15 protein-coding genes and 2 pseudogenes are annotated in these 15,490 nt (G+C 59.5%); 5 read left to right on the forward strand and 12 right to left on the reverse strand.

Annotated elements, in window-relative coordinates; genetic code table 11:
* Positions 1-191 precede the first annotated feature (191 nt).
* The 3 genes from AC3WLX_RS34285 to AC3WLX_RS34295 form a co-directional block, all read right to left on the reverse strand.
* Positions 192-1,220 carry an IS110 family RNA-guided transposase gene (locus AC3WLX_RS34285; RefSeq protein ID WP_024343425.1) on the reverse strand — a complete coding sequence of 343 codons (1,029 nt, stop codon included), beginning with the start codon at positions 1,218-1,220 and terminating at the stop codon, positions 192-194.
* 126 nt (positions 1,221-1,346) lie between these two features.
* Positions 1,347-3,032, reverse strand: a complete 1,686-nt coding sequence (locus AC3WLX_RS34290) for an integrase catalytic domain-containing protein (protein WP_028139145.1) — start codon at positions 3,030-3,032, stop codon at positions 1,347-1,349.
* Between the two features lie 110 nt (positions 3,033-3,142).
* Positions 3,143-4,699: an ISL3 family transposase gene (locus tag AC3WLX_RS34295; protein WP_024343510.1), complete on the reverse strand. Its 1,557-nt coding sequence runs from the start codon at positions 4,697-4,699 to the stop codon at positions 3,143-3,145.
* Positions 4,700-4,832: 133 nt separating this feature from the next.
* Between AC3WLX_RS34295 and istA the strand changes: the two are divergent.
* A pseudogene (gene istA / locus AC3WLX_RS34300) lies at positions 4,833-5,832 on the forward strand (IS21 family transposase); the annotation flags it as partial.
* Positions 5,833-5,913: 81 nt separating this feature from the next.
* Here istA and AC3WLX_RS34305 read toward each other — a convergent pair.
* The 5 genes and pseudogenes from AC3WLX_RS34305 to AC3WLX_RS34325 form a co-directional block, all read right to left on the reverse strand.
* Positions 5,914-6,801, reverse strand: a complete 888-nt coding sequence (locus tag AC3WLX_RS34305; RefSeq protein ID WP_210163731.1) for an acyl-CoA dehydrogenase family protein — start codon at positions 6,799-6,801, stop codon at positions 5,914-5,916.
* Between the two features lie 12 nt (positions 6,802-6,813).
* Entirely contained in the window at positions 6,814-7,071 is a 258-nt protein-coding gene (locus AC3WLX_RS34310) for an acyl-CoA dehydrogenase family protein (protein WP_210163730.1), read from the reverse strand.
* Positions 7,072-7,129: 58 nt separating this feature from the next.
* Positions 7,130-7,594: a MaoC/PaaZ C-terminal domain-containing protein gene (locus tag AC3WLX_RS34315; protein ID WP_024343108.1), complete on the reverse strand. Its 465-nt coding sequence runs from the start codon at positions 7,592-7,594 to the stop codon at positions 7,130-7,132.
* Between the two features lie 12 nt (positions 7,595-7,606).
* Positions 7,607-7,965 (reverse strand): annotated as a pseudogene (locus tag AC3WLX_RS34320) (thiolase family protein).
* Positions 7,896-8,777 carry a thiolase family protein gene (locus AC3WLX_RS34325; RefSeq protein ID WP_210163728.1) on the reverse strand — a complete coding sequence of 294 codons (882 nt, stop codon included), beginning with the start codon at positions 8,775-8,777 and terminating at the stop codon, positions 7,896-7,898. The pseudogene AC3WLX_RS34320 and the gene AC3WLX_RS34325 overlap by 70 nt, the downstream one beginning before the upstream one ends.
* Here AC3WLX_RS34325 and AC3WLX_RS34330 point away from each other — a divergent pair.
* From AC3WLX_RS34330 to AC3WLX_RS34345, 4 genes are read left to right on the forward strand one after another with little or no spacing between them, the layout of a single operon-like run.
* Positions 8,777-9,526 carry a hypothetical protein gene (locus tag AC3WLX_RS34330; RefSeq protein WP_433994164.1) on the forward strand — a complete coding sequence of 250 codons (750 nt, stop codon included), beginning with the start codon at positions 8,777-8,779 and terminating at the stop codon, positions 9,524-9,526. The genes AC3WLX_RS34325 and AC3WLX_RS34330 overlap by 1 nt on opposite strands.
* The gene (locus AC3WLX_RS34335) at positions 9,469-9,705 is read left to right on the forward strand and encodes a Zn-ribbon domain-containing OB-fold protein (RefSeq protein WP_433994224.1); all 237 of its coding nucleotides are present in this window, start codon (positions 9,469-9,471) and stop codon (positions 9,703-9,705) included. The genes AC3WLX_RS34330 and AC3WLX_RS34335 overlap by 58 nt, the downstream gene beginning before the upstream one ends.
* A 5-nt stretch (positions 9,706-9,710) precedes the next feature.
* Positions 9,711-10,172, forward strand: a complete 462-nt coding sequence (locus tag AC3WLX_RS34340; protein WP_155248782.1) for an FAS1-like dehydratase domain-containing protein — start codon at positions 9,711-9,713, stop codon at positions 10,170-10,172.
* Positions 10,136-10,576, forward strand: coding sequence for an HTD2 family dehydratase (locus AC3WLX_RS34345; RefSeq protein WP_491018466.1), 441 nt, complete (start codon positions 10,136-10,138; stop codon positions 10,574-10,576). The genes AC3WLX_RS34340 and AC3WLX_RS34345 overlap by 37 nt, the downstream gene beginning before the upstream one ends.
* 52 nt (positions 10,577-10,628) lie before the next feature.
* On the opposite strand, the gene AC3WLX_RS34350 is transcribed toward AC3WLX_RS34345, so the two are convergent.
* The 4 genes from AC3WLX_RS34350 to AC3WLX_RS34365 all read right to left on the reverse strand — a co-directional run bounded on the left by AC3WLX_RS34350 (position 10,629) and on the right by AC3WLX_RS34365 (position 15,456).
* Positions 10,629-11,906, reverse strand: a complete 1,278-nt coding sequence (locus AC3WLX_RS34350) for an acyl-CoA dehydrogenase family protein (protein WP_049820504.1) — start codon at positions 11,904-11,906, stop codon at positions 10,629-10,631.
* A gap of 50 nt (positions 11,907-11,956) precedes the next feature.
* A complete protein-coding gene (locus AC3WLX_RS34355) occupies positions 11,957-12,739 on the reverse strand; it encodes an enoyl-CoA hydratase/isomerase family protein (RefSeq protein ID WP_028139149.1) in 783 nt (260 codons plus the stop codon).
* A gap of 116 nt (positions 12,740-12,855) precedes the next feature.
* On the reverse strand, positions 12,856-14,106 hold the full coding sequence (locus AC3WLX_RS34360) for an ABC transporter substrate-binding protein (protein ID WP_024343105.1): 1,251 nt from the start codon (positions 14,104-14,106) through the stop codon (positions 12,856-12,858).
* Positions 14,107-14,208: 102 nt separating this feature from the next.
* A complete protein-coding gene (locus AC3WLX_RS34365; RefSeq protein WP_245265978.1) occupies positions 14,209-15,456 on the reverse strand; it encodes an ABC transporter substrate-binding protein in 1,248 nt (415 codons plus the stop codon).
* Between the last annotated feature and the right edge of the window lie 34 nt (positions 15,457-15,490).

Here is a 15,490-nt window from a genome sequence, read left to right on the forward strand (position 1 = left end):
TGTCTTCACTGGGGTCACGGTCCTTTCCGAGGTCGCGCAGCGCCTCATGATGATGTCCGGGTCGGACGCCTCAACGTTTGCAGCGGAGTACGGTCGAGCCGCCACCAGCCGAATGAACGAGGTCGCCTCAACACCGTCCCAGCGGGACATCGCCAGTCCGGCAGACCGGACCAGGAACTTGCGAGCAAATATCAGACTGGCTGCGGCTGCCCCCAGTCGAAGGATGTGCCATCGACCCAGATGCAGTGAAGGATGACTGCGATCTTTCGGGCGACGGCGACCTTTGCCTTCCTCATGCCGATCCGCTTGGCGAGCTTCATGCCCCAGGCCTTAAGGGAAGACCACTTCTTTGTCCGATAGAGAAGTACGGTGGCGGCCTCAAACAAGTAGGTTCGGAGAAGCCGGTCGCCCCATCGAGATATCTTGCCGTTGATGTCAGTTTCGCCAGATTGGTTGCGCCGAGGTGTAAGGCCGAGGTAGGCACCGACTGTCAACGCCGATCGGAAGCGCAATGGGTCATCGATTGTATGGCGGAAAGTCAAGGCGGTCACCACGCCGACACCGGGAACGGTCATTAGGCGGCGCGTCGTCTCGTCCGCCTTCGCCAACTGGCGAACTTCGTCGTCGAACTTGTTCTGCTGATGACAGATATGCTCATGGATCAACAGGAGCGGCGAGATCACGCTAAGGAGTGGATGATTATCGCCCAATAGCTCGCTGACCAGGTTGCGGAACTGCTGGCCGATTGCGCGCGGGAACAGCAAGCCGTATTCTTTGATCAAGCTCCGGACCTGGTTCTCGATGTCTCGGCGCATGGACACAAGCCGGGATCTCGCGACGAGTATCGCGCGGATCTTCTGACTTTCCTTGCTCTTGACCTTGACTTCTCGATACCAACCAACCCGCACCAGTTCGGCCAGACCTCGAGCATCATTCTGATCGCTCTTGTTCATGCGTACGGACAAAGCCGCGTGGGCATGCCGCGCGTCGATGCAAACCACTGGGAGATCGACCCTACGAAGTTCATGCCATAGCCAGCTCGCCATCGCCCCGGTCTCAAATCCGATGCGCTCCGCTTGTGGCGCCCGCTTGCGAAGCAATGCCGCGAGCGCCCCGGGGTCGGACTTTGCCTTTCCTTCGAACAAGATCTGACCCACTTCGTCGACTACACATACTGATGTTTCTTTTTGCGAGACATCCAGCCCAACATATTGCTTCATGGCCCCCTCCGATTCGTGAGATTGCGGGAAGGCTTGAAGATAGCGGACCTTTTGAGCCGCGGGCGCCGACCGCAATTACGACATCGTCTGCAATATTGACCCCCCGTATTGCCGCATCTACGAATGTTACCCTGATGGTGCCATTGCCGATGGCGATCCGATGTCGATTGATTGACCGCGCCAAATGGGCTTTCCGGCTTGCTCGACGAGAGGGGCTGTGGGCGGGTCGGGCCCTTCATAGCCCGAGCCGTCCACAACCCCGGGCAATGGGGCAGCGGTCGTGGCGTCGTCGAGCGGGCCCTGGGCGACCAACCGTTCGGCAGCCCTCCGTCTGAGCGCCCTCAGCAGACGTTGCACAATCGAATGCTGTCTCTTTCCGAACTCCTCGGGATATTTCTCGCGCAGCCGACCGACAATTGCGAGCGCCGTCAGCTGCGGCTGCTCTGCGAGCCAGGCTTCAATCGCAGCAATATGCGGATCGAGCTTGGACGGCATGCGAACTCTGGTCTTATAGGGCCGACGAGTTCGCCGGTGCGTGGCACGCGGCTCGCCGACCGTCGCGGTCTTGCCGAGCGTCTTCGCGAACGACGCCGCGGTCGCTGGCAGGGTGCTAGTGTGAGCGGGTTGCAGGCCGCGCGCCTGTCCGGCACGACGATCGACGCGATTGCCTAGTTCCTCTTGGGTTGCGCGAATCTCCGCCAACAGCGCGACCGGATCGAGCGAGCGATACTGATCGCGCAGCCGTTTCTTCACGGCCGCGGTCACCTTGGGATGCGCCAAGGCACGCTCATAGGGCGTCGATGGGAGATGATAGCGCTTGATCACTTTAGCCCCTTCGCGACGCTTCTCCTTCAGCTTGAACGACGGCTGGAAGAAGTTGACGTAGAGCCGTGCCGCCGCGTAGAGGCGGCCCATCATACGCGCCGTCTCGACGCCATCGAAGCGGCCATAGCCCATGAGGCGGCGGACGACAGCACCATTCTTCTGCTCGACGAACGCTTGATCGTTCTTCTTGTACGCGCGCGAGCGTGTGACTTCGAGTTTCTGTTCGCGACACCATGGCACGACGACATCGTTCATGAAGGCGCTGTCGTTGTCGAAGTCCACGCCGCGCAACAGCCAGGGGAACAGGCTCTGTGCGCGGTTGATCGCCTCGACGACCAGCGAACCTTCCCGCGTCAGCAATGGCAGGCACTCCGTCCAGCCGGTGGCAACATCGACCATGGTCAAGGTCTGGATGAACGAGCCAGCCACCGACGTGCCGCCATGGGCGACCATGTCGACCTCGCAGAAGCCGGGCACCGGGCTGTTCCAGTCATTGAACGTGCGGATGGGGACCTCGCGCCGGATTGCCGAATAGAATCCGGCACGGCGCCGCCTGCCGCCGCTCGCCGCGATCTTCACATCGACGAGCAGGCGATCGATGGTGGCGGCGCTGATAGCCAGGACACGATCACGGTCCGACTGGCTAAGCTGCAATCGGCCATGTTGCTCAAGGGCAGGTAGCAAGGTCGGGATCATCACCTTGAGCCGCTTGCCGCACACCCGATCCGACGCCTCCCACAGCGCCGTCAGCGCGTCCTTGATCGTCGCGCCATATCTGCGTCTTCGCTTTCTTTTTGCCTCGACCTCGCCCGGTCCAACCGTCTCGCGTCGCCGGAGCGCGCGCACCGCATGCTTGCGATGCCAGCCCGTCGTCGCGCACAGCTCGTCGAGAATCCGCCCCTTCTCCGCTCGTTTGGCCGACCGGTAGCGCTCCGTTACCGCCGATACCACCTCGCGCCGCGCGCCCATGCTGATCTTTCCCGCCATAGACGCCACCGAACCAATTCGATGGCACCGACCCAATCATCGGCGAGAAGTTGTCCAGTAACATTCTGGATGAGGCAATGCGCTCTGACGCAATTTTGGTGCAGCTCCGATTATTCTGCGCCGATTAGTCTCGCTTGAAGCAGATCGATCTTGCCGCGGCCGTACATCTGGCGTTTGACGAGCTTGAGGCGCGTGATCTGACCTTCAGTCTGGCCGTTAGACCAGGGCAAAGTGATTGCTGCTCGGACTGCCGCTTCGTCCCTGGCGACGCCGCTGGCGAACGAGGCGACGAGACTAGCGCGGGCGCGCTCGATCCACGTCATGAGACCCACCTCGATCTTGCGGCGGATCATCATGTGGAATTCGGCAATGATCTCGCGTGCCTCGACCAAGGTTGGCACGCCCGCTTCGATCGCCACGACCGTGACGGTCTCCGCTTTCGTGAGGGAGTCCCGCCCGATTGTCATGAGGCGCGCGATCGTCCTGGCCGACGGGATCCTCTGCAAGTTTTGTGTGTCGGCCCTCTCCGCTCGTCGTCTGCGGGTGGCCCACTCGCTGATGACGCGGAGCGAGCCTCGGAAGCCACGCCCTGTTAAGCGGCGCCACAGTTCAGCTCCATTGCGGCAGCCGGACGCCCACTGCTCGTCCAGCCAAGGCAAGTGCAGATCCAACGAACTTTGCCGGGTTCGGAAGACGTCGTGACGTTCGCCGCGGACCACCTGTCGTACCAGCTTCCTGCTGTGGCCGGTCTGACGCACAATCTGCTTGATAGGTATGCCGTTCTTCGACAATGCTAAGATGGCCGCGTTAGTCTCCTCGCGGCGCAGATAGCCCTCATACTGAAGGCGTTCGGCGGCCGTGAGCAGCTTGGGGTTGATTGTGGTGGCGCCGATGACGGTGCGTATCTGGCGCATCGATTTGCGTACGGCGTCGAGGAAAGCCCGACTGGCGTTCTCCATCAGATGCCAACGATCGGCGACCTGTACTGCATGCGGTAGAGCCTTGGCTGCCGCTTCGCCATATCCGCCGCCACGATCACGGGCGACGATTGCGATCGTGGGATGAGCAGAGAGCCACGCTTGGGCAGTTGCCGGTTCACGATCCGGCAGCAGGGTGACCACCCGGCGCCTTTCCAGGTTGCAGATGATGCTGGCGTATCGGTGATTGCGCCGCCAGGCCCAATCATCAATGCCGATAACCTTGAGCGGGTCAGTTGGAGGACGGCTACGGCGCCGAACTACCCGAAGAAGCGTATCTTTGCTCACCGGCAGCATCAGCCGCTTTGCAAAGCCTGCTGCCGGTCGACCGCCAAGCGCCAGGCCGAGGTGATGGACGATGGAGTCCAGCCTTGCCGTACGTCGCGCCGATGGCGCCAGTACGCCTTCAGCGAAGCGTTCGGTGAAGATTTGGCGCCCGCATAGAACCGCGTCACAGCGAAAGCGGCGGGCGATTACCAAGAGCTGGACGATCCGCCCCGAGAGCGGCAGATCGGTCACGCGGCGTCGATAGCGGCTATGGACACGTCGGGAAACCGTTCCGCAAGATGGACACAGGCCGACGCTTCCGGACGCCCCAACCACAACAATGGCCTTATCACCCTCGTAGTAAGCACTCTCTACAACAAATCCACGCGGCACCAAACTGGAGCGGTGGAGTGCCTGCTGCATGGCGCGATTCTCCTCCTATCAAAGCGCCAGTCGTCCCTCAAACTGCATCAAAAGTGAGTCAGAGCCCAAAAATTGACCCCCTACAGGTTGGTCTGTTGCGCTGCCTGCTTCGTAACAAAGCAGGTGGTGGAGGATGCTGGTCGTGGAGACGATTGCGCGGATTCGGCGCGAGCACTTCATCAAGGGCAAGACGATCAAGGAGATCGCCCGTGACCTGAAGGTGTCACGGAACACGGTCCCGAAGGTTCTGAGGTCGGGAGAGACCTCCTTCGAGTACGAGCGGCAGGTGCAGCCGCGGCCAAAGCTCGGACGATGGGCTTGACGGATTGCTCGCGGCGAACGCGGCTAAATCGGCTCGTGAACAGCTGACGTTGATCCGGATCTTCGAAGAGCTGCGCGGCCGCGGCTACGACGGCGGTTACGATGCGGTGCGGCGTTACGCCAGGCGGTGGAGCAAAGAACGCGGGCAATCGACGGCGGCCGCTTATCTCCCGCTAAGCTTTGCCCCAGGCGAAGCCTACCAGTTCGACTGGAGCCACGAGGTCGTCCTGCTGAGCGGCACCACGGTGATGGTGAAGGCCGTCCATGTCCGGCTCTGTCACAGCCGCATGCTGTTCGTGCGGGCCTATCCGCGGGAGACGCAGGAGATGGTGTTCGACGCCCACGACCGGGCGTTCGCCCTGTTCAAAGGCACCTGCACCCGCGGCATCTACGACAACATGAAGACCGCCGTAGAGACGATCTTCGTCGGTAAAGGGCGTCTCTACAATCGCCGCCTCCTGCAGATGTGCAGCCACTATCTGGTCGATCCGGTCGCCTGCACGCCAGCGTCGGGCTGGGAGAAGGGGCAGGTCGAGAACCAGGTCGGGCTGGTCAGGGAACGCTTCTTCACGCCCCGGCTGCGGTTCAAAAACCTCGACGAGTTAAACGCCTGGCTGCTCGACAAGTGCATCGCTTACGCCAAGGCTCATCGCCATCCGGAGCTGGTCGATCAGACGATCTGGGAAGTGTTCGAAGCCGAACGCCCCAAACTCGTTCCCTATGCCGGCCGCTTCGACGGCTTCCATGCGGTAACGGCATCGGTCTCGAAGACCTGCCTGGTGCGCTTCGACAACAACAAGTACTCGCGTGCCTTTCCGAGGCCCAGCCCAACAGCTCCGGCTCCGATCACAAACGAACGACGCGATACAGTTCCCATGACCCTCCTCCCCCTTTCAGATCATTGATTTGGCAATAACGTTGCGAAGAATTTCGCTGGTGCCGCCGCCGATGATGCCGATTCGCGAATCGCGGAAATACATCTGCATCTCCGAACTCATCATCAGGCCAGCGCCGCCCATCACCTGAATACCCATATCGGCACAGCGTGAATTGCCCTCGGTCGCATAGATCTTGGTGATTGCCGCGGCCGTACCGGGAGCGATGCCCTTGTCCATCAGCGACGCCAGCCGATACGTCATCACACGAGAAATCTCGGCGCCGATACGCATGTCGGCGAGCTTGTGACTGATCGCCTGATATTCGGTGATCGGCTTGCCGAACTGGACGCGCTGCCGCGCAAATTCCAGCGCCGTGTCGATAATACGGTGCGAGTTACCGCTGGCCGCCGCCGAGAGGCAGAGCCGCTCGACGTTGAGGCCGCGCATGATGTTCTGCCAGCCGTTATTCAATCCGCCGAGAATGCGCGCCGCCGGCACTGTCACCTGATCGAAGAACACCTCATTGGTATGGATCATCTTTCGGCCGAGGCCACGCAGCGGGCGAATGGTCACCCCTTTTGCCTTGGCATCGACGAGAAAACTCGTGATGCCACGGTGCCGTTGGTCGGGCGCGGTCTTGGTTGCGACCACGAGGTGGTCCGCGACGTGTGCGCACGTGATGTAAACCTTCTGACCATCGATCACATAGTCATCACCGTCGGCAACGGCACGCGTTCGAATGGCGCTTGCATCGGAGCCGGTGTCCGGTTCCGTCAAACAGAAGGCGAGCCGCAAATCTCCTGAAATCAATTTCGGCAGCAACGCGGCCTTCAGGCTCTCACTGGCGCCGAACCTGAGCTGCATTCCGCCATAGACAACCGTGGTTAGATAGGCGGAGGCCATCTGGGCGTTGTGTTAGGCAATCGCTTCGATCAGAACAGCCAGATCCATGTAGCTGCCATTGGCGCCGCCATAAGCCTCGTCATGCGGCAATCCGAGCCAGCCGGCTTTGGCGAGCGCCGCATAGGCATCGAACGGAAATTCGCTCGCATCATCCAACTCGGCTACTTTAGTCGCGGGTAAGGTCTCGCGAAGCAGGTGCAACACGCTGTCACGCATCCGCACCTGATCCTCGCTGAGATCGAACTCAGCGTTGTTCTGAAAAGAGGTCATCAACAAATCCCTGAGTTGCGTTTACAGACGCATGGAACGCCTTATCGATGATGGACGCCTACGCCGGCCTACGGCGATAGAGCAGCGTGGCCTGCATCTCCTGAACCACCTTGCCATCGTGACGCACGCACTCACGTTTGAAAGTGACGACGCCACGATCCGGCTTGCTGCTTTCCTTTTTATCGACGACCTTGGAGCGCAAGCGAATGGTGTCGCCGTGCTTGACGGCGTCGAGCAAACGCCACTTGTCGATTTGCAACAACGCCAGCAGCGTGCCGTCGTTGATACCACTCGCGTATTGCAAGCCGCCCATGATCGCGTAGACCAGCGGACCGTGCGCGATCGACTCGCCGAACTGCGTCGTCTTGCAGTATTCGAAATTGGTGTGGACCTCGTTGAAATCGCCGGACAGACAGGCAAAATTGATGATGTCGGCCTGCGTGACGGTACGCGCCGGGCTTTCGAACTCTTGGCCCACTTCGAAATCGTCGAAATAGCGGCCGCGCGGTTTTTGATTGCTCATTGTCTTCTCTCGTCAGTTGGGTTGGTTGCCAAGAATGAGTGTGCAGTGGGATGACAGAATGCCACCCTCGTTGTGGACCAGAGCGAGTTCGGCACCCTCGACCTGGCGCGGGCCAAGCCCGCCACGAAGTTGCCGGACGCCTTCCACGATGCCGAACAAGCCGCCCGCAGCGCCTGCATGAGCGTGCGACAGCATTCCGCCATGGGTGTTGATCGGCAGCTTTCCGCCGATCGAGGCTCGGCCGTCGGCAAAGAAGCGCCGCCCTCGCCCGGCTCGCAGAACCCGCGCTCTTCCAGCTCGATCAGCGGGACGATGGAGAAGCAGTCGTAGAGTTGCGCGACGTCGATGTCGGACGGCTTGACGCCAGCCATCTCGTAGGCGCGCTTGCCGGATTCCTTTGCGCCAATTCCGTCAGGCTTGGCGCGCACATGATGTGTTCGTGCGTGTGATGTTCTCCGATGCCCAGCAGATAGGCCGGCTTGGATTTGAGATCCTTGGCGCGCTCGGCCGACGTCACGATGAACGCGCCGCCTGCATCCGAGATCAGGCAGCAATCCAGCATCCCAAACGGATCGGCGATCGGCTTCGCCGACAGCACATCCTGCAAGGTGATCGGCGTCTTCATATGCGCATTGGGATGCAGCAGCGCGTGCCGACGGGTATTCACAGCGATATGCGCGAGGTGCTCGCGGGTCGTGCCATACACATGCATATGCCGTTGCGCGATCATGGCGTAGAAGCCGGGGATCGATCCGCCATAGGGCTGCTCGAAGTACGGATGGCCCACCGCCAGCAACGCCGACACGGCGGAATCACGCGATTGACCCGTCGCCCTGTTCTCCCCGGCGCAGACCAGGATGGTGTCCGCGCTGCCGGCCAGGATCGCTTCCGTAGCGTGCTTCAGCATCACAGCGGGTGATCCGCCGCCGACGATGACCGACGCATTGTACCGCGGCTTGAGGCCAAGATATTCACACAACACCGATCCGAGCATGAAGTACGGTTCGGTGAAGGAGTACGCGGTCAGAACCCCGTCGATGTCCGACACCTTGAGACCGGCATCGTCGAGCGCGCGCTTGGCGGCCTGCGCGTTCAATCCGAGACCGGTCATGTTGGGGACCTTGCCGATGTCGGATTCGCCGACACCGACGATCGCGACCCTGCCTGAAGCTGACTTGTTCATTGCTTATCCTCTTTCTCGCGCAGCACGATCAGCGCATCGACAGCGGTTGCGCTGACGGCCGACAGTTTCACGGGGTTGATATCCAGCTCGGCGACGTGGTCTTGCAGATCGAAGCCGAAGCGCTGGAGATGATCCAGTCGCTGCGCGGCGGCAGGCTGCTGTCCGGCTATCGCAACGCGGCTCTCGCGAATGTGGATGCCCTCGCGCAGGCCGTGTGCCGTGCGTCCGAACAGCGTTCGCGTCAGCGACAGGATGCCGGCCTTGGCAGCGGCGGCATGCGCCGCGCCCGGCTATCCCGACAGCGCCTGCATGGTAATGTTGTTGATGATGCAGCCGCCGCCACTCGACGCATCGAGATGTTCATAGGCGGCGCGGCAACCGTGGAACGTGCCATTGAGATCGATATCAACGACCGTCTTCCATGCGTTCGAAGACATCGCGGCCGTTGGGCAGAAAAAATTTCCCGCCGCATTGTTCACCAGAATGTCCAGCGATCCGAACCGATGGACCACCGCGCGCACCGCCTCGGAAACCTGTTCGTAGTTTCGAACGTCGGCCTGGACGCCCATGACATTGTCAAACCCGCGCTCCTTCAGCGCGGAGGCCGCTTCGGCCGGTATGCGATGCGTGCCATTCTTTCGAAACCCGGTGGGTCGAAGCATCGGGGCAAGGTACAATTCACAGCTGGACGATCACGCATCATCCGTTTCACGACGGTTACAGGTCCGATCTGCCCTACACGCTGGTGACGGTCGATCTGGAGGAAGGTGTACGCATGCTGGCGCGGCTACATGCCCCTGCGGACACACGGCTCGATATCGGCATGTCCGTCCGCCTCGTCTTTGAGAAAGCGAAACCTGGCCTCACTCTGCCTGGATTCGTTCTGGCAGCCCCCGCGACCGACATGTCCGTACCCAGCTCGGGATAACGATGATGGCTGCCGAAATCGACATTGACGGCTTGCGCAAACACATAGGCACCAAGATCGTGGAAGAAGACGAAGCTACGCGAGCGCCCCTCTTCGGTCTAGTCGCGGCATTCGATCGAGACGATGCGGTACCTACCAAGGGTGAAGCGATTCCGCCCGGATGGCACCTCGCCTATTTCAATTCATTCGCGCGCAGGGCGACGCTGGGCGAGGATGGCCTGCCAACTTCGGGAGGCGTCATTCCCGATGTGCCGTTTCCGCGACGCATGTACGCGGGGACAAGTCTGACGTTTCATCATCCGCTCCTCGTGGGAGACGCCCTCAAACGTGAGACGGAGCTGACGGACATGACGTTGCGTTCCGGCAGTACGGCCCACTCATCTTTGCCACACAAACGCGACGCATATTCTCGCCATGCGGCCTCGCGATCGTGGAGGAGAGTTTCACCGTGTTTCGCGACGCCGTAAAGCCGGGTGAGAAAAGCGGGATACCGAAACGAGACACGCCGCCCGCCGATCTACCTTGGACGCGGCAGATCACAACGGATCCGGTATCGCTCTTCCGCTATTCTGCTGTGACCTTCAATCCGCATCGTATTCACTACGATCGGACTTACGCGATGACCGTGGAGGGCTACCCCGGGCTGGTGGTGCACGGCCCTTATTCGCAGCAATGTCTCATTGATCTCGTCCGGGACAACAATGCGAGCAGGACTATCGCCTCGTTTACGCAACGCGCACGCGCACCCTTGTTCGATACTGCGCCGTTCAACGTCGCCGGACGTCCGGTCAACGGCGGCGCCGGCGCCGAGCTGTGGGCAATGACGTCGGGCGGGACCATCGCCATGGAGGTGCAACTTCGGTTCACCTGACCGTTTGGCCGCGGGAAGCGACGGCAGACACATCGTCAACTTCCGCCCGGGCTTAGAGATCGACGTCACCTGACAGTAATCGCTGGGCAATCATTCGCGTCGGGATTTCATTCGTGCCGTCGGCAATGTTGACGATTCTCAGGTCTTGCCAGGCGTGAACAAGACCGATTTCGTTCGTCAATCCCATGCCGCCGTGTGTCTGAATTGCACGATCCACGGCGCGAAATCCGGCTTGTACCGAATAGGCCTTTGCCATCGAAAGCTCCTTCGGCGCTTTATCGCCGCGGTCGAGGAGCATCGCTGCATTCAATCCCATCAGGTGCGCAGCGTGCAATTCCGTAGCTGCTTCGGCTATCGGAAACGAGACGGCTTGATACTCCGCGATCTTTGAACCGAAGGCCTCACGTTGCTTCGAATAGTCGATGGCCATTTCCAGCGCCCATCTTCCCTGTCCGACAGCTCGGGCGGCGTTGTAGACCCGACCCAGCGAGACTCCATATAGTGCGATCTTGAATCCCTGGTCGAGCTCGCCGACCAATTGCCAAGGGTGTACCTCTACCTCCTCAAGCACAAGAGCGCCCTCGTGCCCGCCAACGTGACCAAACAAGCGCACGACGCTCTCAACATGAAATCCTCGTGCATCGGTTGGAACGAGAAATGCGCTGATGCCTCCAGCCTTTCGCACAGCTTTCTCGACGTCGGTGACGGCGAAAACAATGCACCATTCCGCAGTGGGAGCGTTGGTTGTCCAGAGCTTGCGGCCAGAGATTTTCCAGCCTGTTCCGGTCTTGTCAGCCCGCGTCTTGATCATGCTGGCGTCTGAGCCGGCCCCCGGCTCGGAAAGACCAAAGCACATCGATGTCTTCCCGGCCATCATGCCCGCCAAGCATCTCTCGCGGGCTACCTCTGTGACCTGGGTGAGCAGTCGGCTGGGCCCGAAAGCCCAGTGTGCAATGACCCAGGGAATAATGACGCCCTGCCCCCCGAGCCGGCGATATATCGCCTCCCAGGCCACGTAGTAGACAAGGTGCCCCAGCCCACCTCCCCCGATTTCCGCCGGTGCGCACATCGCATAGAAGCCGGCTTCGGCCGAAAGCATCCTAACTTGTTGGATCAACGTGCGTACTTCGGCGCTGTATCGACCATATTCGTCGTACAGCCGTCGCTGATCTTCGAGAAGCGTGCGATTCCCATCGATCAGCGGCACGACCTGCGAATCGACAAAACGCAGAACGCCATCGCGCACTTCAACGACGTACTCGGGAAGTTCAAACGCAACACTGCCCACTGCGATCGCCCCGCTAGTTTCTAAATAGGCAACGCTCGTCACGGAACCTTGCGTTCTGATCTCCCGACAGAGCCGCTAGATCACGCGCACCCTTACCTGCCCTGCCAGACCGGTTTGCGCTTTTCGGCAAACGCTCTGGGACCTTCGATTGCGTCTTGGCTGGCATAGACAACTTCGTGAAGGCGTTTACCCTCTACCAGTCCCTCGCGGCATCCGAGGTCCATCGTCGAGCGAACACTGGCTTTGGCAGCAATGACAGACAATGGCGCACCGTTGGCAATGCGCATAGCCAAATCCTTGGCACGAGAGCGCACAGCGTGTGGTGTATCTTCAAGATAATTAGTGAAACCGTAATCGTGCAGCCGTTCAATTGGCATGAGATCGCCCGTCAGAACGATCTCCATAAGGATTGCCTGAGGTAGCATATAGAGGGCCGGAGCGGCCCAGGGCGAGCCACGACCGATCTTTACCTCCGTGATGCCGGCCTTAGTCCCTTTGAGACCGACGCGCAGATCGCACATCAGCGACAGCATCATTCCGCCCGCCATCAGCGAGCCGGTCATCGCGGCAATGATTGGCTTGGAGCACGTGCGCATGCGCTCGTGGAAAGGATCGCGCATTTTGGACAGGATATCGATCTGTTCGTTGCGAGCGATCTCGGCCGCCTCCTTGAGGTCAAGCCCCGCGCTGAAGACGCCACAGTCGGCAGAGGTTAGAATTACCGCCCGGATCTTGCTGTCCGCTTCGATCCGGTCCCAGGCATCGGCCAGTCCATTAGCCGCCGCCACAGATAGCGCGTTCTTGCGGTCAGGACGATTGATAAGAACGGTAGCAATATCTTCTTCGACGCTGACTTCGATTGGACTATCGATCATGGAGTTCACTGGCTTTCGCGCTGAAGGTTGGCAGTCGGCGGCGGATGCATTATCCACCGCCCCCGGGCGGTTGCACCCGCCGACACGTAGGATTTGAGCCAACGGGATCGCCGGAACTATTCGGCCTTAAATCCGGATGAACTCGTTTTCACGATCTGCCAGATGAGGTCCTGATAGTCCGCCAGCCAGCCGGTCTGCGGCACCCACTTCTGACCGTCCCACATTTCGATTCTTGTCTTGCCTCCGCCACCATGATCTTGAGCAGTGACGGTCAAAGGGGCAAGAAGGCCATTGGCATCGAAATCCTTGAGGCTCTCATAGCCAACTTTCATCGATGCGGCGGTCACTGGCCAACCGGCTTGTTTCACCGCATTTCGTGCGGCTTGAAAGGCAACCGAGTAGTTGGCGAGACCCAAGTTGTAATACACATCTTTCAGGTTTTTTTCGGGGCCACTTCCCTTACCCTTTGCGTAAAGCTCAGCCATTATTTCCTTAATGATGGGAATATCCTGGCCGCCGACCACGTTTGTGCCACGCTTGATGCCCTTGGCAACATCGGGACCAATATTGGCAATATCCACCTCGTTAAGCCAGTTGACCGAAATGTACTTTTCGATCGGATAGCCGTTGCGCTTCATTTCTTTGGCCGCGACGACATGTCCTCCGGCCAGGAGCCAGCTGATCATGAAATCAGGCCGGTCGCGCCTTACCTGCGTCCAAGCGCTCGTCTGATCGCTGCCGGGCAACGGCACCGGGTAGAGCTTCAACTCGAAGCCTTCGCGTTCAGCGAGTGTCTTCAAGACACCGATCGGCTCCTGACCGAAGGGATAGTCGAGATAGATAAATCCGATCTTGGCCCCCTTCAAATCGCCGCTGCGCTGTTGTTTGATGTAGGCGATATCGTTGGCGGCTTGCCCCCAATAAGTCGCACCCACGGGGAAGATTTGCGTGAACACCGAGCCGTCAACGGCATCACCGCGTCCGACCGATGACTGCATCAAAATGTTCTTATCCTTCATGATCCGCGGTAGGACAGCTATCGACACCGGTGTCGACAGCATGTCGAATACGAACACGCCGTCACGTTTAAGCCTTTCGTAGCATTCAATGCCGCGTTGGGGCTCGTTGCCGTGGTCCTGAACCACGATCTCTACCTTGTGCCCTTCGATACCACCCTTAATATTCGTCAGGGCGGCAAGGTCTTGCGCAGCTTGCGCCACCTGTGGCGAGACGAACGTGTAGGATTTGCTTAGATCGAAGCACAAGCCGAACTTCAGGGTTCCTTCCTGAGCCAAAGCGTCTGTCCAGCCTGCGGCACTGAGAGCGGCAGCGACCGCCAAGCCCTTTGTCACCTTCCCGATTAACATTCTACCTCCCAATCTGTTGGTCGAATTTCAGTACGCCTTCTGCTGTCCTCGGCCTTTAAGAGCGCTGCTGAACGGAGTTGGCGTTCGTCATGTCTTCAAGTGCTAGTTGTGATAGTTGGAAGAACTTTTCCTTACCACTTCCCAGATGATATCTGTGTAGGCGGCGATCCATTCTGTTTGGGGTATCCATTTTTCTCCATCCCACATCTCGATGCGGGTCTTCCCACCACCGCCGTGATCGCTTGATGTCACAGTTACCGGCGCCATAAGTCCACCGGCATCGTAACTTGCGATATTTTGGAGACCCTCGCGCATTGTGGCGGAGGAAATTGGAGTGCCATGCAACTTGGCAGCTTGGCGAGCGCCTTCAAGGACCATCGAGTACATCGCTAGTCCGGTGTTGTAGTATACATCTTTGAGATTCTTCTCTGGCCCGCTGCCCTTACCCTTCTTGTAAAGCTCAGCAATAATCTCTTGAATCACTGGAATATCCTGACCGCCCGCGACGTTGGTGCCACGCTTCAATCCTTTTGCAGCCTCAGCGCCGATATTGGCAATGTCAACTTCGTTCAACCAATTAACCGAGATGTACTTATCCATTGGGATACCATTGCGCTTCATCTCCTTGGATGCCACGACATGCGCTCCCGCTAGCAGCCAGCTAATGATGTGATCTGGCTGGTCACGGCGCACTTGGGTCCAGACACTCGTCTGATCTTTGCCAGGGAGCGGCACCGGATAGAGCTTCAATTCAAATCCTTCCACCTTGGCGAGCGTCTGTAAAATTGGAATCGGCTCCTGTCCGAACGGATAGTCGAGATAGACAAAGCCGATTTTTACCCCGCGCAGGTTGCCAGCGTGCACCTGCTTTAAGTAGGCAACATTATTGGCAACCTGTCCCCAATAAGTAGGACCCAGCGGAAAAACCCACCCGAATACGCCGCCATCGACAGCGTCTCCGCGGCCAACTAGTGCTTGGATGAGGATGTTCTTGTCCTGCATAACTCGCGGCAACATGGCGATTGAAACGGGAGTCGACAGCGTGTCAAAGATGAACACGCCTTCCCGCTTAAGTTTCTCGTAGCATTCGATGCCGCGTTGCGGCTCATTGCCGTGGTCTTGCACGATGACTTCGATCGGAGCGCCCCCGATCCCACCCTTGAGATTGGTTAGCGCGACCAGATCCTGTGCCGCCTGCGATACCTGAGGCGTGGCGAACGTGTAGGCCTTGCTTAGGTCGTAGCAGACGCCGAGCTTCAGCGGTTGTGCGGCGCCGGCAGGCGGAGCTACCGAAAGCGCCACAATGCCAGCGATTGCCGCAGCCACTGAGTATTTGAAAAATCCCATCATGAGTCTCCTCCGTTCACAACTGACACATTGGGGC

This window comes from Bradyrhizobium sp. FW305-F6 (assembly GCF_058782905.1).

Bases quoted from the DNA above. Each gene is read 5' to 3' on its own strand.
- AC3WLX_RS34315 (WP_024343108.1), bottom strand. From the start codon at position 7,594: ATGAGCAATCAAAAACCGCGCGGCCGCTATTTCGACGATTTCGAAGTG.
- AC3WLX_RS34355 (WP_028139149.1), bottom strand. From the start codon at position 12,739: ATGATCGATAGTCCAATCGAAGTCAGCGTCGAAGAAGATATTGCTACC.
- AC3WLX_RS34290 (WP_028139145.1), bottom strand. From the start codon at position 3,032: ATGGCGGGAAAGATCAGCATGGGCGCGCGGCGCGAGGTGGTATCGGCG.
- AC3WLX_RS34285 (WP_024343425.1), bottom strand. From the start codon at position 1,220: ATGAAGCAATATGTTGGGCTGGATGTCTCGCAAAAAGAAACATCAGTA.
- AC3WLX_RS34310 (WP_210163730.1), bottom strand. From the start codon at position 7,071: ATGACCTCTTTTCAGAACAACGCTGAGTTCGATCTCAGCGAGGATCAG.
- AC3WLX_RS34305 (WP_210163731.1), bottom strand. From the start codon at position 6,801: ATGGCCTCCGCCTATCTAACCACGGTTGTCTATGGCGGAATGCAGCTC.
- AC3WLX_RS34365 (WP_245265978.1), bottom strand. From the start codon at position 15,456: ATGATGGGATTTTTCAAATACTCAGTGGCTGCGGCAATCGCTGGCATT.
- AC3WLX_RS34325 (WP_210163728.1), bottom strand. From the start codon at position 8,777: ATGAACAAGTCAGCTTCAGGCAGGGTCGCGATCGTCGGTGTCGGCGAA.
- AC3WLX_RS34360 (WP_024343105.1), bottom strand. From the start codon at position 14,106: ATGTTAATCGGGAAGGTGACAAAGGGCTTGGCGGTCGCTGCCGCTCTC.
- AC3WLX_RS34295 (WP_024343510.1), bottom strand. From the start codon at position 4,699: ATGCAGCAGGCACTCCACCGCTCCAGTTTGGTGCCGCGTGGATTTGTT.
- AC3WLX_RS34340 (WP_155248782.1), top strand. From the start codon at position 9,711: ATGGCTGCCGAAATCGACATTGACGGCTTGCGCAAACACATAGGCACC.